Genomic DNA, 22,436 nt, shown 5'->3' with positions numbered 1-22,436 from the left:
GTTGTCGTCCTTTTAAACCCAAGTCCGAGGCTATGGGCACCCCCGTGGCAACTCCGCAGCAGATCAGATTGGCGCTGCCGGAACTGCCGGTGCATAGGCCGACTTGACCGCACGCACGCGATTGGCGGTCAGCCACGAGACGATCAGGAGTACCCAGGTCGCCAGAGCCGGCGACCAACCCGGATCGCCTGCGCCCACATGGGCCCCGAAGGCGAGCACCAGATGCCAGAACATTGCCGCATAGGCCCAATCTGCCAGCACCGCCGAAGGGCGCCAGAGGATCACAACGGCACCGACGATCTTCAAAATTGCGAGTGGCCAGATGATGTATGTGGGATAGCCCAACACCTCGCGATACATGCCCGCGACCATGTCGTGGGATGAGATGTAGAAGGCCGCCGCACCCAGATAGACCAATGCCACAAGGCCGGTCGCGATCCAGTAGACATATTTTGCCACGTTGTCACTCACTGCCGCTCTCCCGGTTTTCGGCGGGTTGTTAGGCTGCCGTTTTCCATATAGTATCATTAGGTGCCTTGCTTCATCAGTTAAAGTAGGCACTTAAAAGTAACTTACTTTCGTGGGCTGCGAGGGCTATCCACAATGAAAAGCGTCCAACCAGCTTCCTGCCCGATGGAGGCGCTGCTGCGTGTCATCACGGGACCTTGGACGATTTATATCCTTTGGGTTCTGTCCGAACAGGGTCCACAGCGTTTCGGCGCGACCAAACGGCTGGTGCCTGGAATTTCCACCCGGGTCCTGACTGAGAGGCTGAGAATGCTGGAACATGCCGGCGTGGTCTGGCGCGAGCAGGCCATGACCATCCCGCCCGCTGTCACATACGGGCTGACTGAACGCGGCGCGGAGCTGCGCGGTGTGCTGGACACCCTTGGATCCATTGCACGCCGCTGGGAGGCGGAGGGTGCTTTCGACGGGACGGCACGCTCGGCGGAATGATGACGTCCGTCCTGTTCGCGGAATAATCCCGCGCCAGAAAGCACCGCGAACGGAGCACGGCCCGAAGCTCATGACGAATTGAAAGCCGCGTTGGGTATGCCTGACAGGCGGCACTCACTCCGAACGATCCGCCCAGGTTTGCGGCTTGCCGCCACATAAAAATCAATTTACTGTACCGACTAGACGGTACAGTCAAGTTTGAAATCCCGCAATGCTGCACAGGACAGGAAGAGCGAGATGCGCGAGAGAAAAATGGCCGAGGTTTTGTTCGGCGCGCGGGAGGTCTTCTTCCGGTGCGGTTATGAAGGCGCCACCGTCGATGCCATTGCCGCCGAAGGGAAAGTGTCGAAGGCAACAATGTATTCGTATTTCCCGACCAAGGAGCAGCTGTTTCTGAGCGTCGTGGAATCCGAATGCGGTCGGCTTGCGGAAGAGATCCTCCGACCCTTGTCCGCAGGTCCCGAGCCGCGCGCCCAGTTGGAAAAACTTGCCCTGCGCATGATCGATCTCGTTCTGGACGAAACCTACATCCGCCTTCTGCGGACGTGTATCGGTGCCACCGAGATGCTTCCCGAGGTCGGGGAGGTGTATTTTCGTGCCGGACCGAAACGGGCACGCGAACTCATCAGTAAAGTTCTGGAACGCCTTTCCCGGGAAGGCGCGCTTGAGATCGACAACCCCCCGCGTGTTGCGGATCACTTCATACATCTTTGCGTTTCTGGACTGTTGATGCCACGCCTGCTGGCCGTGCAAAGAACAGTCGAGCGGGACAAGCATGCGGCCGATGCAGTCACTGCATTCCTGCGACTCTACGGGAGCGGACATAGAGTAGAGCTCTGAACTGACCTTGCTTTCCGACAACGGGGCAGTGCTCCAAATCTCTCAATAAAATTGCCGAATGGACAGTGAATAATGACCATACAATCCAAAATGCAGGCAAAGAATGCGTCACCAAGGATCCTCGGCGCTGCGCGGGCAATTGCGCACAGAGAGGGCGCGGGAAAGATTACGATCGACGCCGTCGCGCGTGAGGCCGATCTCAGTAAAGGCGGGGTCTTATACAATTTTCCGACCAAGAGAGCGCTTCTTGCCGGGCTGCTTGATGAGATGCTCGCAGAACATCACGAACGCCTGGCATCAGTCCCGGAAGATCGCAGATCCCGCACCCTGCGTGGGCACCTGGAAGCAATCGTGCAAGCCAGAGCCGTCGATGACGACCTCTCGATGGCGATTCTCGCGGCTGCCGCGTCAGATCCGCGGCTGCTCGATCCGCTACGGGCTGAACTGACCGGCGACCTTGAGCGTATCCTGTCCGACACACAAGACACTCCGGGTGCTATGGTTGTCGTCCTAGCGATCCAGGGACTTCGGTTCCAGAAACTTCTGGGCCTTCCCGACGGTGGCGCGGATCTCAGGGGACGCGTCATCGAGCAATTGAGGGCCATGATTAATGAACTCGAATAGAGAGACACGAAGTTTGAAGCGGATCGTTTTTGTTATTGCGGTAGCGGCCGTGTCGGCCGTTGCCGTCCCGTTTGTTTCGCCGTTCCTGACCGATGTGCTGGCCCAGACCGCGACGGACACCCTGGAGGCAGAAGTCGATACAAGGCCTGCAGCGAACGTGGAGCGACCAGTCACGGTCGAAGTGACCCGTGCGCTCAATCGCGTCGTAAGTCAGTCTCGCACCGTTGCAGGCCGCGTTGAACCTGCTCGAACGGTGGACCTTGCGTTTCAGATACCCGGGCAGATCATTCGCCTTGAGGTTGAGCCCGGCGACACGATTCGCGAGGGCGAGGTGATCGCGGAGCTCGACCAAATCGATTTCGAACTCGCCGTCGACCGGGCTCAGGCGTCCTACGACCTGGCGAATTCCGAACTCGCGCGCGCCTCGGGCCTCGCCGATCGTGGCGTGGCGTCCGACGCGCGCCTCGACACGGCCCGCGCGCAGTTCTTCCAGGCAGAAGTCGCGCTCCGCGAGGCCGAGCGGCGCCTGTCCCAAACGAAAATCGTCGCGCCATTCGACGCGATTGTGGCGCGCACCTTCGTTGAAGAATATGTCAACGTCACGTCGACCGCGCCTGTCGCGCGTCTACAGGATGTCAGCGAGATGCGGCTCGTGATCTCCCTGCCAGAGGAACTTGCGGCCATTGCGCGGTCGGCACCCGATGCCTTCGAGATCGTTGCAACTTTTCCGGCTGTTCCGGGTTACACCGCGCCTCTGGTGCTTCGCTCGTTTGCGACCGATGCCGACCGGACGGCGCAGACCTACGACGTGGAATTTGCGATCACGGGTGATATCGACCCGCGTCTTTTGCCCGGAATGACCGCGGATGTGCGCATCTCCATCGCCGCTGAGGAAGATCGCCGGCGCTCCGTGATCGTTCCGGTTTCGGCGGTGGACACGACCAGCCGAACCGAACCGTCCATCTGGATCTACGAAGAAACGTCCGGCCAGGTCGAGCGTCGGACGGTCCGTCTGGGCCTTCCGATCGACAACGAGATCGTCGTTCAGGATGGCGTGGAGGCCAATGAATTGGTTGTTTCCGGCGGCTGGTGGCGGCTCAGGGACAATCAGACCGTGACAGTTTCTGGGCTCTGACCCCGGTTTTCGGCAGGACAAGAATAAAAACATGGCACTCAGCATCACACGAGCGAGCATCGAGCGTCCTGTGGCGGTCTGGCTCACCATCATCTTCTGCGTTCTCGGCGGCTATTGGGGGCTGAATACGGTCGGCCGCCTTGAAGACCCGAGCTTCACCCTCAAGACGGCACTCATCTTCGTGCCGTATCCCGGCGCCACGGCAATGGAGGTTGAAGAGGAGGTCGCAGACGTCGTCGAAAACGCGCTGCAGCAGATGAAGCAGCTCGACCGGGTGGAATCGAAATCGATGCCGGGCATGGCGCAGATCACCGTCGAGATCGAGATGACCTATGGCCCGGACGAGATCCCGCAGGTTTGGGACGAGATGCGCCGCCGCATCAGTGATATCGAGGGGGATCTTCCGGCAGGGGCGCAACCGCCCATCATCAATGACGATTTCGGCGACGTCTATGGCATGTTCTATGCGGTGACGACCGAAGGTCTGAGCCCATCGGAGCAAAGGGACTTGGCCACGACGCTGCGGCTCGGGCTGGTCACTGTCGATGGCGTCGCCAAGGCCGAGGTTCAAGGCCTCTCCGAAGAGGTGATCACCCTCTCGATCCCGTCTGCACGCCTCGAGAAACTGGGCCTTCCGCCGACCCAGATCCTGGGAATTCTCGCAGACGAAAACCAGGTGTTCTTCAACGGCGAGATCACCGAGGGCCCCGCCCGCATCGGCCTGTCCGTTCCGCCGGGCTATATCAGCCCCGAAGGCATAGAGGAGTTGCGGCTGGGCACGGCCGGAAATGTCGGCCAGATCGCCGTCAGCGACATCGCCACCGTCACACGGGAGGCGGCCGAACAGCCCAGCCAGATCATCCGGCAGAACGGCAAGGCGGCCTTCACCCTTGGCGTTTCCGCGTTGACGGACCGAAACGTGGTCGCTGTCGGCCAGGAGGTTTCAGCGCGGCTGGAACGGCTCAAGTCGGAGCTTCCCGAAAGTGTCGAGATCATTCCGATCTACGAGCAGCATGTCGTGGTGGACGAAGCCGTTTCAAGCTTTCTCGTCAGTCTCGGACAGTCGGTCGCGATCGTGGTCGGTGCCCTGATGCTGACCATGGGGTGGCGCGCCGGCCTCGTGGTGGGCGCGACCCTCGGACTTACCGTTTTCTCCACGCTGTTCTTCATGTCGGTGTTCGGGATACAGATGGAACGGATCAGCCTTGGCGCCCTGATCATCGCGATGGGTATGCTGGTCGACAACGCCATCGTCATCACCGAAGGCATGGTGATCGGCATGGCGCGTGGCAAAAGCGCGGAAGACGCGGCGGCCGAGACGGAATCCTCGACGTCCATTCCCTTGCTGGGGGCAACCGTTATCGGGATCATGGCGTTTTCCGGTATCGGGCTGTCGCCCGATGCGACGGGCGAGTTCCTGTTTTCGCTTTTCGCCGTGATCGCCATTTCGCTGCTATCAAGCTGGGTTCTGGCAGTCACGGTCACGCCGTATCTTGGCAAGCTGCTGCTCAAGGCCCCCAAGAACACCTCGGACGATCCCTACAAGGGCCCGTTCTACGGGATTTACCGCGGGGTTCTGTGGACGGCGCTGCGCGCCCGCATCCCGGTCGTTCTGACGATCATCGGGATCACCGTCTGGTCGGTCATGGCTTTCGCCCAGGTCAAGCAGGCCTTCTTCCCCGCCTCGAACACGCCTATTTTCTACGTCGAGTTCCAGATGCCGCAGGGAACCGATATCAACACGACCGACGAAGAGATGCTGCGGCTTGAGCGGATACTTCTGGATGAGGATGCTGTGACCGGGGTAACGGCCCTCGTAGGGCGGGGGGCAAGCCGCTTCATGCTGACATACAATCCGGAACAGGCGGATGCCAGCTATGGCCAGCTCATCGTCCGGGTTGCGGACGCCGCAACGATCCCGGCGATCGCGAGCAGGCTCAACCGGGATTTGCCAGCCGAATTCCCCCACGCTCTGATCCGTGTCGAAGAAATCGTGTTCGGACCGCCGGCCGGTGCCGATGTTGCAGTTCGTTTCTCGGGCCCCGATCCGGTCGTCCTGCGCCAGCTCGCGGATGATGCGATCAGGATATACGAGGAGGCAGGAACCATCACCAATCCGCGCACCAATTGGCGGCAGCGTGAAATCCTTGTCGAACCCGTCGTCGACGAGGCACGAATGCGGCTGGCCGGCGCGACGCGCGGAGCGATTTCGGATACCATCCGCTATGGAACGTCCGGACTGCGCGTTGGCGACCTGCGCGAGGACGACGTGTTGATCCCGATCCAACTCCGGCTTCCCGAGAACGAACGCGACGGGGTCGACCGCCTTCGTGACCTGTCGGTATGGTCCGACGGGGCAGGGGCCTATGTCCCCATGGCCAACCTCGTCGAAAGGTTCGATCCCCGTCTTGTCGAGGCACTCATTCACAGGCGCGACCGAGAGCGGACAATCGCCGCCCTCGGCGGTGCCCGCAGCGATCTCACCGCGGATGAGGCATTCCGAAGCGTCCGCACCGAGATCGAATCCATCCCGCTTCCCGACGGTTATGCAATGGAATGGGGCGGCGAATTCGAAAGTGCGCAGATGGCTCAGGAGTCGCTTGGCAAGCAGCTTCCCCTGGGCTTCCTGGTCATGTTGACGATTTCGATTTTGATGTTCAACAAAGTCCGCCAACCGCTGATCCTGTGGCTCGTGGTGCCAATGTCCGTGACGGGCATGGTCCTGGGGTTGCTGTTCACCGGTCTGCCCTTCACATTTACGGCCCTGCTCGGCTTCCTGTCGCTTTCGGGAATGTTGATGAAGAACGCAATCGTTCTCATCGAAGAGATCGACTTTCTACGTGCACAGGGTGTGCCCGATTACAAGGCGGTGATCGACGGCTCAGTCAGCCGTCTTCGCCCTGTGGTGCTCGCCGCCGGCACGACGATCTTTGGCATGATTCCGCTTCTGCCCGATGCGTTTTTTGCCTCGATGGCGGTGACGATCATGGGCGGCCTCGCCTTTGCTTCGGTCCTGACGCTCGTCGCGGTTCCGGTGCTCTATGCGCTTCTGTTCCGGATACGGCCACCGAAACGGGACGCACAGTCGGACGGCCTAGCGGCGACCGCCTGACACAACGATCCTCCCTAAAATAGGATTTCGAGCCAATTTGAGGATAGCGGAATGGCCCAGAAAAAACAAAACCGGAGTGGATCGTCGCGAAGCTCCGGGAGTCCGACGATCCCAGGGCGCCTCGTGCGGTGTCCTATGGGACAAGCAGGTGGTGCGCCAGCGGCTGGCAGACTGCCAGACGAGGATCGCGGCGGGACGGCAGCTGGTCTATCATGCCGCAGGTCTGGACGCGGCGGGCCACGATTGCGTGCAAGAGGTCTCGATGGTCAAGGCCTATTGCGGCGAACTGGTAAACAGCGTGCTCTACGACTGCGTCCAGTTTCACGGCGGCATGGGCTATATGCGCGAAACCCCGGTTGAACGCATGTCGCGCGACGCCCGTGTTCAGGCCATCGGCGGCGGTGCGAGCGAGGTCATGCTGGAAGAAGTCGCCAAGCGCATGTGAGCTTCCCTATCCAGCAAATCAACGATCTACAGAAACAAGGACGAAACAGATGAATTTGGAAGCCACTCAACGCCAACCGGTCGCAAGACTGACCCGAGAGATCTCAATAATACTCATCGGCACAATACTTCTGACACTATCCGCCAAAATCGCGGTGCCGTTCTACCCGGTACCGATGTCAACACAAACCCTGGTGGTCTTGGGTCTCGGCCTTTTCCTGGGGCCGGTGCGCAGTAGTCTAGTTGTCGCTGCGTACCTTCTGGAAGGTCTGTTTGGCCTGCCGGTTTTCGCTGGCACGCCTCCCGCACCGGCGGGTCTGGCCTATTTTGCGGGTCCCACTGGCGGATTCTTGATTGGGTTTGCGCTCGCGGCGGCGGCTGCAGGATGGATGGTTCAAAAGCTGGCAGGGCTTCCGCCTTCAATCAGAGCATCTGTAGCGGTCCTCTCCGGTTCGATACTTATGTATTGCGCAGGGCTATTCTGGTTGGGTGGCTTTGTCGGCTATGGCGAAAAATTGCTGAACGCCGGGCTTTACCCGTTCCTGCTTGGAGACCTGACGAAGGCAGCAATTGCTGTAGTGCTGTATACAGGTTTCCATAATCGGGGTCACGCTTGACTGCTGGGCTTTGTTGCCTTGTTCCAGCGCCGGTTCTGACCGGCGCTGGACGCCAGCCCGAGGCTTCCAAAGCTATGCAAAGCAAAAGGCGGCTTTGCAAGTCCCAGACTTTTCACTGTCAGAAAGTGGTCGTATTCAATGACAAAACGCAGCATGTTTCACACAGAGCCGGAACCGTGTCGCGCGCGTGCAGAACAGGTGGCCGAGGGAATCCTGAGGATCGTTGCGAGCAATCCCGGGAAGATGACCTATCACGGGACGAACAGCTACATCATTGATACACCTGACGGTCGGTTCATTCTCGATCCGGGTCCAGCAGAAGACAGTGCACATTTCGAAGCAATTGTCGAGAATCTGGGAGGCAACCCGGCCGGAATTCTAGTGTCACACCACCATTCCGATCATTTCGGTGCCGTGCCGGGATTGCGCGAACGGACAGGTCTGCCCGTTTATGTTTCGCGTGCCTTTCCAGACGATGCATTTCAACCCGACGGGTTTTTGGAAGACGGGCAAAGGATTGCCGGTCTTACTGTCCTTCACACACCCGGTCACGCGAGCGATCACCTCTGCTTTGCGAGGCTGGATGGAGTGTTATTCACGGGCGACCACGTGATGAGTTGGAACAGTTCGATCGTCAGCCCCCCTGACGGCAACATGCGTGATTACTGCGACCAGCTTCAACGGCTTATTGATCGCGACGATAGGATCTGCCTGCCGGGTCACGGGCCCGTACTCCAGGATCCGCGCCCTTACATCGAACGGTTACTTGCCAACCGGATGCGCCGCGAGACCCAGATCCTCAAGCATCTCCTAAATACTTCCGATACAGTCCAGAATATCGCCGCTTCAGTCTACAAGAAATCTGACCCGCATATTGCAATGGCCGCCGAAAGGAATGTTGTGGCTCATTTACAGAAACTTCTTTCTGAATCGCGAGTGGCTCAGGAAGAAGGGATCTGGAGGGTAAATTAACATAAACTTAATTATGCGTGACTGACGCTTGTGGCCGCAAAGCGATAATGTCACCCGTGAGCAAAGCAGAAGTGTCACTCTCCTCGCAAAACGATGTGAGGATGAGCGGACATGGGATGGGTGATGATGAGCGAGCGCGAGTTGAACCGTGTGGAAGTATTGGCGCAGGTCGATGATGGTCGGCTGAGCGTCGACAACGCGGCGAACATGTTAGATCTGACGCGTCGGCAGATATTCCGGTTGCTGAAGCGGTATCGTCAGGATGGCGCATCGGCGATCCGGCATGAGGCGCGTGGGAAGTCTCCGAACAACCTGATCCATCAGGCCAAACGGGATTATGCGCTCGGACTGATCAAAGAGAACTATCCGGATTTCGGGCCGACGCTGGCCGCCGAGATGCTGGCTGAACATCACGGGTTCAGAGTCTCGCGTGAGACGCTGCGCAAATGGATGCAAGACGACGGTATCTGGCTGCCCCGCAAGCAACGCCGCAGGTTTCACCAGCCCAGATTGCGCCGGGAATGTTTTGGTGAGTTGATCCAGATTGATGGCTCAGATCACCGTTGGTTCGAGGATCGGAATAAGCCCTGCACCCTGCTCGTCTTCATTGATGATGCCACCAGCACGCTCATGGAACTGCGGTTCGTGAAGTCCGAGAGTACGTTCAGCTATTTCGAAGCACTGGAAAGCTATCTGCTCGCACATGGTCGCCCTGTTGCTTTCTACAGCGACAAACACACTGTGTTCCGTGTGGCCAAGGACGACGCCAAAGGCGGTGCGCGCATGACCCAGTTTGGGCGTGCGCTGAACGCGTTAAACGTTGAGATTTTATGCGCCAACAGCTCTCAGGCCAAGGGCCGCGTCGAACGCGCCAACCGCACATTGCAGGATCGTTTGGTCAAAGAACTACGCCTTGCTGGTATCTCGGACATGGAGGCTGGGAACGCCTATTTGCAAGGCTTTAGAGAACGCTTCAACGCTCAATTCGCCAAAGTTCCGGCCAAGCCTGATAACCTACACCGCGCCTTAAATGTCGAACCAGATCGGCTTGATGATGTGCTATGCTGGCGCGATACACGTTATGTCGGCAAGCAGCTGACGTTTTCCTATGACCGCAAGCGGATCATGCTGGAAGAAAGCGATGTGACACGCGGGCTGGTTGGCAAATACGTCGACACCTACGCCTTCGTGGATGGGCGGTTCGAAGTCCGCTCAAAAGGCCGATCCCTGCCCTACAAAATCTTCGATATGGATCAGCGCGTGACCCATGCGGCCATCACCGACAACAAGCGCCTTGGTGCCGTGCTCGAGCATATCAAAGAGATGCAAGATAAGGCACCGCCAAAATATCCAGTCAGGACAAATTCTGAGAAGATGGGCTATAAATCAAACGGCAGACGTCCCGGCCGCCCCTCCGGATCACGCACCAAAAAGACGATTGTGCAGGCGGCAAAATAAGCTCAGAATTGACGCTATGAATGCTGAAGAAGAACCCGAGATCATCATGTCCGATCTGTGTGCCGACGTTGAGGTCGACGGCCATTTTCTGACGGTCGATATCTACAAAAGCGACATCGATCCTGGTTGGATTCTGGAAGTCGTCAATGAGTTCGGCACGTCTACCGTCTTCGATGACCCGTTCCTGGCTGATGGCCTGGCATGGCAGCAGTTTGAAAAGACCTTGCATGAAGAAGGCCTCGCTGCATTCCTCACCAAAAAAGAAAAACGCCAGCTTTTCCACTGACCTTCGCAAGGCCGACCAACCCTACGATATATGAGGTCTCCGGGCTGCTAAGCCTTGCCACCCTCAGGGCCTCGGGTGACACTTCTGCTTTGCACAGCCAGTGACATTTCTGAATGGCGTTTACATGACGCTGTTTCGTGTCATGGTGTATTGACGGTCATCGCTACTCGCCCTAGTAGCATTTGCAACACCAAGTACCCGGAACTGCATGCACATTGGTCCTCTGTCTCTAAGCACTGATTTTCGATTTTTCTGCTCCCTCATCTTCGAATGTAACATATATCGCGTGGCGATATTTCGTGCACCGTGTCCGTTTCGCGGGCATGAACTTGCGGGACCGTGTAGCATTGAACATCCAGGACTTGAGACGCGCCCGCGGCCTCAGCCAGGAAGCGCTTGCTCATCAGGCCAACGTAAGCCGCGGTCACATGGGCAGGCTCGAGAACTCGAAGTTCGCAGCCTCCCTCGATCTTCTCGAACGCATCGCCCGGGCGCTAAACGTCGATCCCGAAGAGCTTTTCGCGAAGCGCTAATCCGCTTCCCGAGGCTTTGATCCCGCCCCGATTACGAAAGACAGAACGGCAAGAACGGTACGAGTGGCGCGGTTACATGGCGAAGAGAAAGACAGGCTGGCCTTTCCAGGAAGGGTTTCTGAACGACGGTGCGCAGGAGATTCACCTGTTCACCGATTACCGTTGGAATGATGGCTCGGTGAGCCGCCGCTGGCATGTCGATCCTGATGGCTATGATACCTGCCTTGCCGAGCTTCGCCCCATTTCTCTGAAGGCATCGGGCGATCCGAATCAGTAGGAGAACCACTCCGAGTGGCCCATGTTGCCCTCGTAGTCGCCGTATTCGACCATGATGCTGCGGGAATAGAAGTGCCATAGGCCTCCGCTGGTCGGGTAGGCGATTTCCTGCCCGCTTTCGGAGACGAATGTCGCGGGCCAGGGCGTGTGGGAACCGTAGACCCGCTGGATGTAGCGGCAGGTCCGGTTTTCGCGATCGCAGGAGCGGATCGACCAGTCCCACTGGCGCGGTTCGTCGCGCGGCTCGTAGGAGCGCCCGGTGAACCAGATCACATGAGTGCGGTTCAGCCATTCATACTCCGGCAAGTTTGTATCGAGCTCGCCCTCTCCGCCGGGCCCACCCAGCTCGACCGGCACATGGGCAAAGGTGCAGACCCCGAAAGGCGGCAGGCTCGGCCAGGGTGTGATCCGACGAATCATCGTGCGATAGGCCCGCGCGCAGACGGCACTCGGTGGGAAACCACCCGCCATGCAGAGCATGATGGCGCAGTCGATATCATAGGCCTGCGCCTTCACCGGCACCCCAAGAGCACCAAACACCCCGATTATCGCCGCCATCGCCTGCCGTTTCATGTCACTCTCCCGCAAAAGTTGCGGCAACTATCGTGCAATTTGTTTTTTTCTGCAATATGTCGTATTGACTCTATATGTCTTTATGGCCTTAGTGTCGTGAAGTAGAAGGGCTCTCGTGGGGAGAGTCCGAACATGCCGATAGCGCGCAACCAGATCCTGATCACCATCGATGGTGTGAAAGACCTTCAAGAAGAAGGCATCGCGTTCCGCTGCCGGTATGAACTCGTGGGGTTCACGGACGATGGCAAGCCGCGCTACCAGTGCATCTACCTGCGCGCGGGCGAGCCGGAAGCCATTCTGGTCTCGACCCGGATTACCCCACACGGACCTGAGCCGCGGTATTTCAACATATGGCCGGGGCTCTTCAAACATCATCTCGAGTTCGGTGACGGGCGCGATCTGCGCTTTGGTCCTGACTACAGCATCACCCTCGAGGAGCGCGGCTGACGTCATCGCCTTCGGTCGCGACGGCACGGCCCGGACCTCGGGCTGGACTTTCCACGGCGCGAGGCCTGCTTGGGCGGGGCTGGATGATAGCGCTGAGGCCGAAGTGGTTCTGGCCTCGCTGGTCGCCACGCCGCCGTCCGGACGCGACGACATCCTCTCCCTGATCCGGACGACTGCTGATCGCCACCAGGGGAACCGTGCCCTGCGCCAGGTCGACCTCGATGCCGACGACTGGCAGTTCCTCTTCCGAGCACTGGTCGAGGCCGAAAGCAGCTACAACCCAACTGCCGTCAGCCCCAAGGGCGCCTATGGTCTCGGCCAGCTGATGCCAGACACGGCCCGCGGCCTCGGAGTCGATCCGCGCGATCCCTCCCAGAACCTCGATGGCGCGGCGCGCTATCTGCTCGCGCAGCTCGCCACGTTCAAGGACATCGACCTGGCGCTCGCAGCCTATAATGCCGGGCCGCACCGCGTGATCGAGTATTCAGGCGTCCCGCCTTTCACCGAGACCCGCGACTATATCGCGCGCATCCATCGGATCCGGTCCCGGCTGGCAGGTAAGCCTGTTTCCGCTCCGGACATCCGCGTCGCAGACGGTGTTCCAGCCCGCGCGCCCGTCCTCATCGATCTTCAGTAAAACAAGGAAACTTCGCATGCTCCGACATCGCCTCAGCCGCCTCTTGCCTGTCGCCACAACCCTGGCGGCTTTCGCAACGCCCGCCTTCGCGCAGGACTTGTCGCCGATCCAGACCATGCTGGAAACCGTAGAGGCCGCCCTGACCGGCCCGATCGGGATCGCGGTCGCCACGCTCGCCGTGATCGGCACCGGCTTCATGTGCATGATGGGGCGGCTGAACTGGGGCTGGTTTGCCTCGGTTATTATCGGGATCGTGCTGATCTTCTCGGCCGGGACGATTGTGGATGGGTTCTCCTGATGAGCGGGAAAGCACTGTGTCTTTCCCGCAAAACGGAATCCTGCGGTCAACTCGAACGCGTTGTGCTGCGCAAACGCTGCCTCGAGTTGCCCTCCGGATGCCCGCCTTTTGCTGAGCGGGAAAGTCACTAAATGGCAGAGCGATCCCCCCTCTTTCTGGGCCTCGCCCGTCCGCCCAAGTATCTGGGCCTCCCTGTCGGATACCTCGTGGTGCTGGCGACCGGGGTCGTTCTGCCGTTTATCTGGACGAAGTCGATGGTCTTCTTCCTGATTGGTCTCGTCGCCTATCCGATCCTCTGGTTCGTCGCTGACCGCGAGCCGCATTTCTTCGAAGTGCTGCGCGTCTCCTATGGATCGGTGCGCCCGACGAAGAACCGGGCCCTGCACGGGGGCGACAGCTTTGGCGCTTGATGCAGGCACTCTTTCCACTCACGGAACAGCCCTGCATCAAGCGGGCGGCGGGGCGTTCGCGCGGGAGAGCTATCTCGCCGAACACCTGCCGTATTTTGCCCTCGCCGATGACGATGTCATGGTCCTGCGCGAGGGCGATCTCCTGGCGACCCTGCGCCTCGACGGGCTGAACCCGATGACCACCGAGGATGCCCGGCTCGATGCGCTCAAACGCGCGGTCGCAGCCATCGTCGCCCAGACCGGCAACGCCTTCGGTTTCTACGTCCACCGGATCTCCGTGCCGCAGGATCTCGGCATGCGCCCTATCGAGGGAGACAGTTTCGCAGCCGCGATCGACGCGCGCTGGCAGGCCCATGTCAAAGACCTGCGACCGGCCAAGCGCCAGCTCTATCTCAGCGTCATCAGGCGGCCCGACATTTCGGCGCGCATTCCGCTCCTGCGCGCGCTGGCCCGCAAGGCTTGGGTCAAGGACCGCGCGACACGGATGCAGGAATTGAACGAGGTCATGGGCTTCTTCGAGGTTGCGCTTGCCTCGGCCAACCCCGTCAGGCTCACGAAATCGGGCGGCGAGTGGCTGGGCTACCTCAACACGCTGAACGCAGGCAGCTTCTCCCCCATCGCCTTCGGGCAAAGCGCCCTGCCCCTCTCGCATACCTTGAGCAATTGCCGCGCGACCTTCGACGGCGACGTTGTCACCCTCACCGACGCCGTGACCGGTCAGGTCAAATACGGCGCGCTCTTTTCGATGAAGACCTACCCGGCATTGACCGATGTGACGCTGCTCGACGCGCTCGACCTGCCGCTCGACTTCGTGCTGACGAATTCCTTCAGCCCGATCCCGAACAATATTATGGCCGAGCGGATACAGCGGATCATCCGCCAGATGCAGGCTTCCGACGATGCCGCCGTCTCCCTGCGCGAACAGCTGGGTCAGGCCGCCGATGACCAGGAGGCGGGGCGCATCGCCTTTGGCGATCATCACCTCTCGATCGCCGTCTATGCCCCAGACCGCGACACGCTCGAACGCGCCGCCGCCCAGATCAAACGCGTGGGCCAGGAGATCATGTCTGTCATCGTGCGCGAGAACATGGCGCTGAAAGTCACCTACTTCGCGCAATCGCCCGGCAACTTCGGCTACCGGGCGCGCAAGACGCCGATCTCCTCGATCAATTTCGCGGATTTCGCGGCGCTTCATGGCAGCGTCGAGGGACGCGGACGTGACCAGTCGCCCTGGGGTCATACCATTTCGGTCCTGCCGACGGTCGGCACCTCCGGTTATCGCTTCAATTTCCACGAGGCGGGCAGTCCCGGCAAGGAACCGACCGTCGGCCATACGCTGGTTCTGGGACGCACCGGCACCGGCAAGACACTGACCACGGCTTTCCTCGCAGCCCAAGCGCAACGGGTCGGCGCGCGGCTTTTCTTCTTCGACAAGGATCGCGGCCTCGAGATGGCCGTGCGCGCCCTCGGTGGCCGCTATAACGAGATCCGCGCGGGCGTGCCCACGGGCCTGAACCCGCTCGATACCGAAATCGACGAACGTGGCCGCGCCTGGCTCTCGGATTGGCTTGCGACACTTCTCACACGCAATGGAACCCTAACGGGCGAGCAGTCACGACACATCCAAGGCGCGGTCTCACAAAATGCCCATGCCGAGGGCTCACTCCGGCGCTTCGCGAGTTTCGAGACGCTGTTTCAATCGCTCGATGACGATGGCGAGCTGCAGTCCCGCGTCGCCGAATGGGCCCCGGGCGGCCGCTATGGCTGGGTCTTCGATGAGCCGGAACAGGGTGCCGGGCTTGAACTGGCCTCCGACATCATCGGTTTCGACATGACCGAAATCCTCGACATGACCACCGAACGCATGGCCGTGCTCTCCTATATCTTCCGCCAGATCGAACGCGTGGTCGAGGATCGCCGCCCCACCATCATCGTGCTCGACGAGGCTTGGAAGCTCTTGGACGATCCCTACTTCGGGGCGCGGCTGGAAAACTGGCTGGTGACGCTGCGCAAGATGAACTGCGTCGTGATCATGATGACGCAATATCCGAGCCAGCTGCGCGACAGCCGCGTCGGCAAGACCATCGTCGAGACGGTGCCGACGCAGATCCTCTTCCCCAACGACCGCGCCACCATCTCGGACTACGACTTCCTGCGCGTGAACGCCAAGGAGGCCGCCCTCCTTGTCCAGCCCACCATTGGCCAGCGCATCGCCCTTGTCCGCTCGGCGGGCGACAGCGTCTTTGTGGACGCCGACCTCTCCGCCCTCGGCAACCTCCTTCCCATCCTTGGCGGCGGCGCCACCGGCGAGGCCCGCGTGCCCGCCGATTGGCGCGCCAATCCCGATTTCTGGAGACATGTGATATGAGTTCGAAACCTCTCCTCGTGCTTTGCGCCGCCGTTGGCCTTCTCTCGGCTTGCGAAAAATACACCGAACAGACCTCGCCCTGCTTCGGACGCAATGGCGAGCCGCAGGTGACACGGTCCGCGTTTTCGGTCTCGACCATGGGCGCTCCGGTCCAGCAGGCTGCAAAGTCTGACTGCAGCTTCGAGCCCCTGCCGCGTCCGGAATGAGCCGTGCCGCGATCATATCCGCCGGGCTCTGCCTCGGCCTCGGTGCGCTGCCCGCGCTCGCCCAAGGCGTGCCGACGCAGGACAATTCCGCGATCGGCCGCGCCATAGCGCGGGTAACGGCGCTTGCCGAGGATCTGGGCGTCCAGCAGGACAAGGATCGGACGGAGTCCACTCTGGCCGATGTCCAGGCCGACCAGCTGCGCGTCCTCGAGGAGATGACCGCGGCCATCACCGGACCCGGCTTCGATATCCGCGCGCTCGAGGGCAATGCGGATTTCGGGGTGGCTGCGGTCTATCCGAACACCGATCCAAGCCCGATGAACAGCCGCCTCTTCGGCGAGGGCCGCGAGACGGTCGAGATGATGATCGTCGAGGTCGCCGGCGAGTTCGCAGGCGCCCCCGGCGTGGCCCGCGCGGGTCTCTCGGCCACCCAGTGGCGCTGCCTCTTCCAGGCCCTGATCAAGCAGGAGAGCCGATTCAACGTCGCCGCCCAAAGCCCGGTCGGGGCCTATGGCCTGACTCAGCTCATGCCCGGCACCGCCTCCGATCTTGGAGTCGACCGCTATGACGTGAAAGACAACCTCCGCGGCGGCGCACGTTACATCACCACGCAGCTCAACCGTTTCGGCAACATCCCCCATGCGCTCGCGGCCTATAACGCGGGCCCCGGCCGGGTCATCGAATACGGTGGCGTGCCGCCCTTCACTGAGACCCAAGGCTATGTCCGCAACATCTCCAAGTTCTACAACGAATACCTGGCCGTGGTGGGCGGAGCCGACGCGCTCGGCACGCTCTCGCCTTCGGACTTTGCGCTGGCCGAATATGCCAGCATCTCCGAGGCGGGCGTCTATTATGCCGCCGACAGTTCCGCCACGACCGAGCAAGTGATCAACCGCCTCCGCGCGATCATCCTGCAGATCGATGCCCAACCCAATGCCAAGGCGGCCTGGGAACTCAACACCTACGCCAAGGCCGAGATCGGCCGCATCCTCAACCTTCGCGTCCGGCTGATGGCGGCAAACCAGCAACGTGAGGCGGCCTACGCCCAACACCTCGTCGCCGACCGGCTGGCCGAGCGCGACTTCATGCAGATGGGAGTTCCCGAATGAGACACCTGCTTCTGACGGTGGCCACGGTCACCACACTCGGGTTTGCCTCGCCCGCAACGGCCCAGGGCGTACCAACCTTCGATGGCTCGCAGCTTGGTCAACTCGTGGCGCAGCTCGAACACATGGCTGAGGATCTGAACGTCCAGATGCAGCAGCTCGCCACCATGCGGCTGGAACTGGAGACCCAGCTGTCGCAGCTGACGAACCTCGAGGCGCAACTGACCTCGCTCATTGAGGGCAGCGGGTTGGGCGAGCTTTTTGCCACGGTCGAAGAGTTCCGCGCGCTGCGTGGTAAGCTGGTCGCGCCCCTCAACACCGCGCAGTCTTTGGCGAGCGGCGATTTCCTGAGCGGCTTCAATCCCGGTACCGAACTGTCGGCCTCGGTCGAGCGCGTACTTTCAGGCAGCGGCTTCACCTCGGAACGACTGAGCACGCTTTCGGGATCGGATCAGCCTGCCGACAACCGCATCGCCGCTTCCGCCGGGGCCAGCGCCATGTTGTCGGTCGCGGCGCAGGAAAGCCATGAGGAAGCCGGGCAAAGCCTTGAGCGGCTCGAGACCATGGTCGGGCTCATCGACGATCAGGACGGGCTGAAGTCCGCGGTCGATCTCAACACCCGCGTCACCGCCGAGCTCGGGATCATCCTGACCCAGATCTGGCGGCTGGAAGCGGCCCAGGGCGTCAGTGCCGGCCAGCTTGGCGTCGTCGATGCAGCCACCCTCGCGGATGAGCGCAAGTTCCGCTCGATGGCGGTGGATCCATGAGGACCTCCAAGCTTACCACGAGCCGCTTCACCCTGATGGAAGCCGGACTTCTGAGCCTTTCGCTTGCCCTGCCGCTCGGCCTCCTTGTCTTGCCTGACGCGGCATCAGGTCAGGATCGGCCCTTCACCTCTATGGAGATCGCACGAGAGGACGACGATGCGTGCCGCGTCCCAAAACCCCCCATGGATATCGCCGAGACCGCATACTTGCGCAATGGCTACCGCGCGATCCTGCGCATCCTGATCGCCGAAGAGGCGCTGGCCTCGGAAACCTGCACCTGCCTGCTGGACCAGTTCACCTGGGATCAGGCGCTTGACGCACTGCCCCGGTTTCAGACCTCGGACAACCCGCGCCTGCCGTTCAAGGTGCTCGATCTCTACGCCCAAGCCGACGCGCTCGAGGCGCAAGTTGCGGAGGTCTGTGCGGAATAGATGGGGGTCATTCGCGACATCCTGAGCCAGGTCGACGCCGCGGTAGATACCGTGGCACAGGACGGCTTTGTCTCCTCGGCGGGTGCCGTCGGCGACGTGATCTCCGCCGGGGCCGCGCTCCTCGTCGTGCTTCTCGGGGTCAACGCGGTCATGCAACTCCGTCCCCTGCCCTTCGGCACCGGCTTTGCCTTCGGGATGAAGGTGGCACTGGTCGGGATCTTCGCGCAGAGCTGGGACAATTTCAGCGTCATCTATGGCATTGTTACACAAGTCCCCGACTCTATCGGCGCCTCCATCTTAGCCCTCACCGGGTCGGGCGACGAGGCCGGGGTCTATGAGAGCCTCGACAACATGGTCGCCCGCATCACCGCCTATGGCGACACGATCGGCGACCGCGCGGGCTGGGTTTTCGGCGCGGTCCTCGGTGCGATCTTCTTCGTGCTTTCCGCCGTCTTCGCCGCCGTCACCGCCGGGATCATCGCCTTCGCCCGCATCGTCTTCGCGCTGATGATCGTCATCGCCCCTTTCATGATCGTGACCTCGCTCTTCAAACCGACCCATTCCCTCTTCGAGGCCTGGACCCGCGCCACCATCGGCTATGCGCTCATGCCCGTCGCGGCCGCCGGGGCCGCGGGCATCATCGTCGCCATCGCCGAAGCGATCGGGGACGCCTCCGCCGATCCCGGCGATGTCGAGACCGTCAGCCTTATCCTGCCCTTCCTCGTGATCCTGATCCTCAGTGCTGGGATTATGGCGTCCGTTCCCTACATCGCCTCCAACCTCACCGGCGTGGTGGGTATTGCGTCGAACGCCGTGGGCCTGACCGGCCTTGCGCGGCAGGGGTTCGTGAACACGCGCCAATACGGCACCGGCGCGACCTCCCGCCTCGTCACCGGCAAATCCCCACACGAGCTGAACCAGATGGCCAATGCGGGCGTGGTGAAGACCGGCGAGATGATCCGTCAAAGCCCCGGCGCGCTTCTCTCCGCCGCCAAATCCTTCCGCAAACCCTGATGTGAAAGACGACTGACTTGAAGAAACCTGTGACCAGTTCCCCCGCGCCTGACCGCGACGCTTTCGAGGCGGATTTCATCTACGGGCCAAGGCGGCGCGAGCGCTTCGCCTGGTTTGTCGCGGCGGCAGGCGTGGTGGTCGGCGTGGCTGGCATGGTCGCGGGCGCAAGCCTCTTTCCCCTCAAGTCGACTGAGACCTTCGTGGTCGTGGTAGACAAGGAAACCGGCGAGATGGACCGGGTTGCCGCCGTTCAGGCGCTGACGCTCTCCGAGAGCGACGCCATCATCCAGGCCAACCTCGTGGCCTATGTCGACGACCGCGAGACCTATGACCTGACCGATGGCGAGCAGCGTATCAACTCGGTACTCGACCGTTCGGACGGCGATGCCGCCCGGACGCTGCGCGATCTCTGGTCTTCCACCAACGAGGATTACCCGATCACCGTCTATGGGCGCGATGCCAAGATCGAGGTGGTGATCAAGTCCGTCAACCAGATCGAGCGCGGCGTGGCCCAGGTCCGCTTCACCCGCACGCTGCGCCGTCCCCGCGACACGCGCACTGTCACCCGGTCCTATGTTGCCACTGTCGGCTACGACTTCCAACCCGAAACCCGCCAGCGCCTTCAGGATGTCTGGGCCAACCCCTTGGGCTTCGTGGTGACCTCCTACCGCGTCGACGCCGAGACCCTGGAGAACTGATCAAGATGAAATCCCTGCCCGCGCTCTTCCTCGCGCTTGCCCTTCCTGTTGCCGCTTTGGCCGAGGCCACGCCGCAAGGCGGCCCGCTCGACATCCGCATCCGCACCGCCGTCTATAACGAAAACCAGGTCTACCGGATCGAAACCGATCTCAGACATTCGACGACGATCCATTTCGGGGCGGGGGAACGCTTCGAGGCGGTGATCGTCGGCGACACCGAAAGCTTCCAGGTCGACCCGATCCCGGAGCTCGGCAACGTGCTGACCATCAAGCCGCATGTGGCCAATGCCTCGACCAACATGACGGTGATCACCAACCGCCGCACCTATTCCTTCCACCTGCGCGAGGGCTCGATCCCGAACCGCACCGGCATGTTCTTTGAGGTCCGCTTCCGCTACCCCGACGAGGAACGCCGCACTGCGGCCGCCTCCCACCCCAAGGGCTTTGAGGCCCCGCACAACTACAATTACCGCGTCTCGGGAGAGGGCGATTTCCGGCCCAGCCATATCTATGACGACGGGCGCTACACGTATTTCGTGTTCCCGGAAAACGGCCGCCAGCCCGCCCTCTTCAAGGCCGACGACCAGGGCCGCGAACGCACGGTCAACTGGACGCTGCAAGGCAACACCGTCCGCGTGCTCGGGGTGAACACCTACTGGACGCTCCGCATCGGCGACGAGGCGATCTGCGCCTGGCGGGACGAGAGCGCCATCTATGTGAGTAACTGACCATGGCAGATCAAACCCCTCCTGACCTGCAGAACCGCCTCGACCAGTTCAACCAGCGCGGTAAACAGAAACGCCGCGGCAACAGCCTTGGGGTCGGCGCGCTCGCCGCCGCCCTCGCCCTCGGTGGTGCCGGGGCCGCGTATTTCCTGGCCACCGGATTGCAGGAGGGCGACAGCGCGCTTGAGACCTCCGATGTCGAGACCTTCCAGGACCGACGCCCCGGCACCGGCGGGCGGCTGGAGTTCCCGCCCGACGAGACAGAACAGCGGGTCAATGACGCGCTGATCGCCGTCGAGGAAGCGCTCGACGTACCCGCCGCCCCTGCCCCGGAACCGGGCGCCGAGGTGCTGGCCGAAATCGCCAAGCTACGCGAAGCCCTTGCCGCCAGCCAGGCCGCCCGCAACTCGGAAATTCAATCCGCCGTTGCCGACCTGCGAGAGGCCTTCGACGAACAGAAGGCAGCCTTGCAAGCACTTATAGCGGAGAAAGAGGCCGAGCTTGCCAACCTACAGCGCCAAACCGAGACCCGCATCGAAGGTCTGCAGGCCATGCTCGACGCCGAGCGGGCGCAGCGCGAGGGGCTCGAGGCTGAGCTCGACCGCGAAGGGCTGATCGCCGATCAGCGCCTTCTCGAAGAACGCCGCCGTCAGGAAGAGGAGCAGCGCCAGCGCGAGGCCGCGCGGGTCGCCGAGGAGCTTCTGTCCGCGCAGATCAAATCCCCCGCCGTGGTCTACGCTGACGGTCCGCGCGGTGGCCAAAGTGGCGCGGGGGTTGCCGATCCTGCTGGCGCTGTCACTGGCGGGCCGGTCCTCTCGGGCAACGAGCAGTTCCTGCAGAGTGCGCGACCGCTCGAGGTGCAGGAGGCCGCCCGCCTCACCCATCCCGAGCGCACGCTAACGCAAGGCTCGGTCATCCAGGCCGCGCTCCAGACCGCCATCAACAGCGATCTGCCGGGCTCCGTGGTCGCGGTCGTCTCCGAGCCGGTTCCGGCGTTTTCCGGGGATCGGATCCTGATTCCCCGGGGCTCCCGCCTTTTTGGCCAATACCGCTCCGGGATCGAGATGCATCAGAAACGCATCCTGATCCTCTGGACCCGCGTTTTGACCCCGGACGGCACCTCGATGGAAATCGCCGCCGTGGGCGGGGACCAGCTCGGTCGCTCGGGGCTTACTGGCCTCGTCGACACCAAGTTCGCCGAGCGCTTCGGCGGGGCGGCGCTGATTTCCGTGATCGGGGCGGCACCAGGCGTGGCGGCGGAGAGTGCCAACAACGAAACGACCAGCATCGTTCTGGGCGATGTTGGCAGCGACCTCCAGGACGCGGTCGGTTCGGTCATAGCCGACCAGGTCTCGATCGCGCCCACGATCTATGTTGACCAGGGGGCCTCGGTCACCGTGCTCGTGGACAGGGATGTGGTGATCTACGGGGGTTCCAGTTCACAATGAAAAAGAAGCATCAGCTTTCGCGTTCGAGCCGCAGGCGAGAGGCAGCGAAACCTG

27 protein-coding genes are annotated in these 22,436 nt (G+C 61.5%); 25 read left to right on the top strand and 2 right to left on the bottom strand.

The features are described from left to right. Positions 1-63: 63 nt before the first annotated feature. Positions 64-471 (bottom strand): DoxX family protein, encoded by a 408-nt coding sequence (locus ACRARG_RS18985; protein ID WP_157802081.1) that lies wholly within the window; start codon positions 469-471, stop codon positions 64-66. Between the two features lie 132 nt (positions 472-603). Between ACRARG_RS18985 and ACRARG_RS18980 the strand changes: the two genes are divergently transcribed. From ACRARG_RS18980 to ACRARG_RS18925, 12 genes are all read left to right on the top strand, one after another. Continuing rightward, positions 604-957 carry a winged helix-turn-helix transcriptional regulator gene (locus tag ACRARG_RS18980; RefSeq protein WP_224556225.1) on the top strand — a complete coding sequence of 118 codons (354 nt, stop codon included), beginning with the start codon at positions 604-606 and terminating at the stop codon, positions 955-957. A 237-nt stretch (positions 958-1,194) separates the two neighbouring features. Next, entirely contained in the window at positions 1,195-1,797 is a 603-nt protein-coding gene (locus ACRARG_RS18975) for a TetR/AcrR family transcriptional regulator (protein ID WP_036540318.1), read from the top strand. 72 nt (positions 1,798-1,869) lie between these two features. Beyond that, positions 1,870-2,421: a TetR/AcrR family transcriptional regulator gene (locus ACRARG_RS18970; RefSeq protein ID WP_224769550.1), complete on the top strand. Its 552-nt coding sequence runs from the start codon at positions 1,870-1,872 to the stop codon at positions 2,419-2,421. Between the two features lie 13 nt (positions 2,422-2,434). Then, positions 2,435-3,556 (top strand): efflux RND transporter periplasmic adaptor subunit, encoded by a 1,122-nt coding sequence (locus ACRARG_RS18965; RefSeq protein WP_276154497.1) that lies wholly within the window; start codon positions 2,435-2,437, stop codon positions 3,554-3,556. 31 nt (positions 3,557-3,587) lie between these two features. Continuing rightward, the gene (locus ACRARG_RS18960; RefSeq protein WP_283984061.1) at positions 3,588-6,668 is read left to right on the top strand and encodes an efflux RND transporter permease subunit; all 3,081 of its coding nucleotides are present in this window, start codon (positions 3,588-3,590) and stop codon (positions 6,666-6,668) included. A 76-nt stretch (positions 6,669-6,744) separates the two neighbouring features. Next, a complete protein-coding gene (locus ACRARG_RS18955) occupies positions 6,745-7,113 on the top strand; it encodes an acyl-CoA dehydrogenase family protein (protein WP_074838771.1) in 369 nt (122 codons plus the stop codon). 49 nt (positions 7,114-7,162) lie between these two features. After that, positions 7,163-7,729 (top strand): biotin transporter BioY, encoded by a 567-nt coding sequence (locus tag ACRARG_RS18950; RefSeq protein ID WP_074838768.1) that lies wholly within the window; start codon positions 7,163-7,165, stop codon positions 7,727-7,729. A gap of 138 nt (positions 7,730-7,867) precedes the next feature. Then, positions 7,868-8,701 (top strand): MBL fold metallo-hydrolase, encoded by an 834-nt coding sequence (locus ACRARG_RS18945; protein WP_240672155.1) that lies wholly within the window; start codon positions 7,868-7,870, stop codon positions 8,699-8,701. A 111-nt stretch (positions 8,702-8,812) separates the two neighbouring features. Further along, entirely contained in the window at positions 8,813-10,159 is a 1,347-nt protein-coding gene (locus ACRARG_RS18940) for an ISNCY family transposase (RefSeq protein WP_432691744.1), read from the top strand. 16 nt (positions 10,160-10,175) lie between these two features. Then, complete coding sequence (locus ACRARG_RS18935) at positions 10,176-10,445, top strand: hypothetical protein (protein WP_432691743.1); 270 nt, start codon at positions 10,176-10,178, stop codon at positions 10,443-10,445. 347 nt (positions 10,446-10,792) lie between these two features. Continuing rightward, a complete protein-coding gene (locus tag ACRARG_RS18930) occupies positions 10,793-10,978 on the top strand; it encodes a helix-turn-helix transcriptional regulator (RefSeq protein WP_227513933.1) in 186 nt (61 codons plus the stop codon). Between the two features lie 76 nt (positions 10,979-11,054). Next, positions 11,055-11,255 (top strand): hypothetical protein, encoded by a 201-nt coding sequence (locus tag ACRARG_RS18925; RefSeq protein ID WP_037210192.1) that lies wholly within the window; start codon positions 11,055-11,057, stop codon positions 11,253-11,255. Here ACRARG_RS18925 and ACRARG_RS18920 read toward each other — a convergent pair. Next, positions 11,249-11,827 (bottom strand): hypothetical protein, encoded by a 579-nt coding sequence (locus tag ACRARG_RS18920; RefSeq protein WP_040181322.1) that lies wholly within the window; start codon positions 11,825-11,827, stop codon positions 11,249-11,251. The two genes, ACRARG_RS18925 and ACRARG_RS18920, sit on opposite strands and share 7 nt — an antisense overlap. A 132-nt stretch (positions 11,828-11,959) precedes the next feature. Between ACRARG_RS18920 and ACRARG_RS18915 the strand changes: the two genes are divergently transcribed. From ACRARG_RS18915 to ACRARG_RS18855, 13 genes are all read left to right on the top strand, one after another. After that, complete coding sequence (locus ACRARG_RS18915; protein ID WP_040181319.1) at positions 11,960-12,274, top strand: hypothetical protein; 315 nt, start codon at positions 11,960-11,962, stop codon at positions 12,272-12,274. 103 nt (positions 12,275-12,377) lie between these two features. Beyond that, positions 12,378-12,911, top strand: coding sequence for a lytic transglycosylase domain-containing protein (locus ACRARG_RS18910; RefSeq protein WP_432691742.1), 534 nt, complete (start codon positions 12,378-12,380; stop codon positions 12,909-12,911). A gap of 16 nt (positions 12,912-12,927) precedes the next feature. Next, positions 12,928-13,209, top strand: coding sequence for a TrbC/VirB2 family protein (locus ACRARG_RS18905; protein WP_065335126.1), 282 nt, complete (start codon positions 12,928-12,930; stop codon positions 13,207-13,209). A gap of 131 nt (positions 13,210-13,340) precedes the next feature. After that, on the top strand, positions 13,341-13,619 hold the full coding sequence (locus ACRARG_RS18900) for a VirB3 family type IV secretion system protein (RefSeq protein ID WP_038070148.1): 279 nt from the start codon (positions 13,341-13,343) through the stop codon (positions 13,617-13,619). After that, positions 13,558-15,987 (top strand): VirB4 family type IV secretion/conjugal transfer ATPase, encoded by a 2,430-nt coding sequence (locus ACRARG_RS18895; RefSeq protein WP_432691741.1) that lies wholly within the window; start codon positions 13,558-13,560, stop codon positions 15,985-15,987. Before ACRARG_RS18900 ends, ACRARG_RS18895 begins: the two co-directional genes overlap by 62 nt. Then, positions 15,984-16,193, top strand: a complete 210-nt coding sequence (locus ACRARG_RS18890; RefSeq protein ID WP_432691740.1) for a hypothetical protein — start codon at positions 15,984-15,986, stop codon at positions 16,191-16,193. The genes ACRARG_RS18895 and ACRARG_RS18890 overlap by 4 nt, the downstream gene beginning before the upstream one ends. Further along, on the top strand, positions 16,190-17,302 hold the full coding sequence (locus ACRARG_RS18885) for a lytic transglycosylase domain-containing protein (RefSeq protein ID WP_432691739.1): 1,113 nt from the start codon (positions 16,190-16,192) through the stop codon (positions 17,300-17,302). Before ACRARG_RS18890 ends, ACRARG_RS18885 begins: the two co-directional genes overlap by 4 nt. Then, positions 17,299-18,066 carry a type IV secretion system protein gene (locus tag ACRARG_RS18880; RefSeq protein ID WP_306286047.1) on the top strand — a complete coding sequence of 256 codons (768 nt, stop codon included), beginning with the start codon at positions 17,299-17,301 and terminating at the stop codon, positions 18,064-18,066. The genes ACRARG_RS18885 and ACRARG_RS18880 overlap by 4 nt, the downstream gene beginning before the upstream one ends. Next, a complete protein-coding gene (locus ACRARG_RS18875; protein ID WP_432691738.1) occupies positions 18,063-18,497 on the top strand; it encodes a hypothetical protein in 435 nt (144 codons plus the stop codon). The genes ACRARG_RS18880 and ACRARG_RS18875 overlap by 4 nt, the downstream gene beginning before the upstream one ends. Beyond that, complete coding sequence (locus ACRARG_RS18870; RefSeq protein ID WP_432691737.1) at positions 18,498-19,511, top strand: TrbL/VirB6 family protein; 1,014 nt, start codon at positions 18,498-18,500, stop codon at positions 19,509-19,511. A 17-nt stretch (positions 19,512-19,528) separates the two neighbouring features. Then, positions 19,529-20,209 carry a VirB8 family type IV secretion system protein gene (locus ACRARG_RS18865; protein WP_432691736.1) on the top strand — a complete coding sequence of 227 codons (681 nt, stop codon included), beginning with the start codon at positions 19,529-19,531 and terminating at the stop codon, positions 20,207-20,209. Positions 20,210-20,214: 5 nt separating this feature from the next. Then, a complete protein-coding gene (locus ACRARG_RS18860; RefSeq protein WP_432691735.1) occupies positions 20,215-20,937 on the top strand; it encodes a TrbG/VirB9 family P-type conjugative transfer protein in 723 nt (240 codons plus the stop codon). Positions 20,938-20,939: 2 nt separating this feature from the next. Further along, positions 20,940-22,382: a TrbI/VirB10 family protein gene (locus ACRARG_RS18855; protein ID WP_432691734.1), complete on the top strand. Its 1,443-nt coding sequence runs from the start codon at positions 20,940-20,942 to the stop codon at positions 22,380-22,382. The last annotated feature ends 54 nt before the right edge of the window (positions 22,383-22,436 follow it).

It is taken from the genome of Pseudooceanicola profundi, assembly GCF_050897955.1.
In the GTDB taxonomy this organism is placed as follows: Bacteria; Pseudomonadota; Alphaproteobacteria; order Rhodobacterales; family Rhodobacteraceae; genus Pseudooceanicola.
This window is presented reverse-complemented; position numbering and strand designations above follow the sequence as displayed.

Excerpts from the sequence above, each read along its gene's own strand:
- ACRARG_RS18980 (WP_224556225.1), top strand. The coding sequence starts at position 604 with ATGAAAAGCGTCCAACCAGCTTCCTGCCCGATGGAGGCGCTGCTGCGT.
- ACRARG_RS18975 (WP_036540318.1), top strand. The coding sequence starts at position 1,195 with ATGCGCGAGAGAAAAATGGCCGAGGTTTTGTTCGGCGCGCGGGAGGTC.
- ACRARG_RS18970 (WP_224769550.1), top strand. The coding sequence starts at position 1,870 with ATGACCATACAATCCAAAATGCAGGCAAAGAATGCGTCACCAAGGATC.
- ACRARG_RS18960 (WP_283984061.1), top strand. The coding sequence starts at position 3,588 with ATGGCACTCAGCATCACACGAGCGAGCATCGAGCGTCCTGTGGCGGTC.
- ACRARG_RS18950 (WP_074838768.1), top strand. The coding sequence starts at position 7,163 with ATGAATTTGGAAGCCACTCAACGCCAACCGGTCGCAAGACTGACCCGA.
- ACRARG_RS18945 (WP_240672155.1), top strand. The coding sequence starts at position 7,868 with ATGACAAAACGCAGCATGTTTCACACAGAGCCGGAACCGTGTCGCGCG.
- ACRARG_RS18940 (WP_432691744.1), top strand. The coding sequence starts at position 8,813 with ATGGGATGGGTGATGATGAGCGAGCGCGAGTTGAACCGTGTGGAAGTA.
- ACRARG_RS18935 (WP_432691743.1), top strand. The coding sequence starts at position 10,176 with ATGAATGCTGAAGAAGAACCCGAGATCATCATGTCCGATCTGTGTGCC.
- ACRARG_RS18925 (WP_037210192.1), top strand. The coding sequence starts at position 11,055 with ATGGCGAAGAGAAAGACAGGCTGGCCTTTCCAGGAAGGGTTTCTGAAC.
- ACRARG_RS18920 (WP_040181322.1), bottom strand. The coding sequence starts at position 11,827 with ATGAAACGGCAGGCGATGGCGGCGATAATCGGGGTGTTTGGTGCTCTT.
- ACRARG_RS18915 (WP_040181319.1), top strand. The coding sequence starts at position 11,960 with ATGCCGATAGCGCGCAACCAGATCCTGATCACCATCGATGGTGTGAAA.
- ACRARG_RS18905 (WP_065335126.1), top strand. The coding sequence starts at position 12,928 with ATGCTCCGACATCGCCTCAGCCGCCTCTTGCCTGTCGCCACAACCCTG.
- ACRARG_RS18900 (WP_038070148.1), top strand. The coding sequence starts at position 13,341 with ATGGCAGAGCGATCCCCCCTCTTTCTGGGCCTCGCCCGTCCGCCCAAG.
- ACRARG_RS18895 (WP_432691741.1), top strand. The coding sequence starts at position 13,558 with ATGGATCGGTGCGCCCGACGAAGAACCGGGCCCTGCACGGGGGCGACA.
- ACRARG_RS18890 (WP_432691740.1), top strand. The coding sequence starts at position 15,984 with ATGAGTTCGAAACCTCTCCTCGTGCTTTGCGCCGCCGTTGGCCTTCTC.
- ACRARG_RS18885 (WP_432691739.1), top strand. The coding sequence starts at position 16,190 with ATGAGCCGTGCCGCGATCATATCCGCCGGGCTCTGCCTCGGCCTCGGT.
- ACRARG_RS18880 (WP_306286047.1), top strand. The coding sequence starts at position 17,299 with ATGAGACACCTGCTTCTGACGGTGGCCACGGTCACCACACTCGGGTTT.
- ACRARG_RS18875 (WP_432691738.1), top strand. The coding sequence starts at position 18,063 with ATGAGGACCTCCAAGCTTACCACGAGCCGCTTCACCCTGATGGAAGCC.
- ACRARG_RS18870 (WP_432691737.1), top strand. The coding sequence starts at position 18,498 with ATGGGGGTCATTCGCGACATCCTGAGCCAGGTCGACGCCGCGGTAGAT.
- ACRARG_RS18860 (WP_432691735.1), top strand. The coding sequence starts at position 20,215 with ATGAAATCCCTGCCCGCGCTCTTCCTCGCGCTTGCCCTTCCTGTTGCC.
- ACRARG_RS18855 (WP_432691734.1), top strand. The coding sequence starts at position 20,940 with ATGGCAGATCAAACCCCTCCTGACCTGCAGAACCGCCTCGACCAGTTC.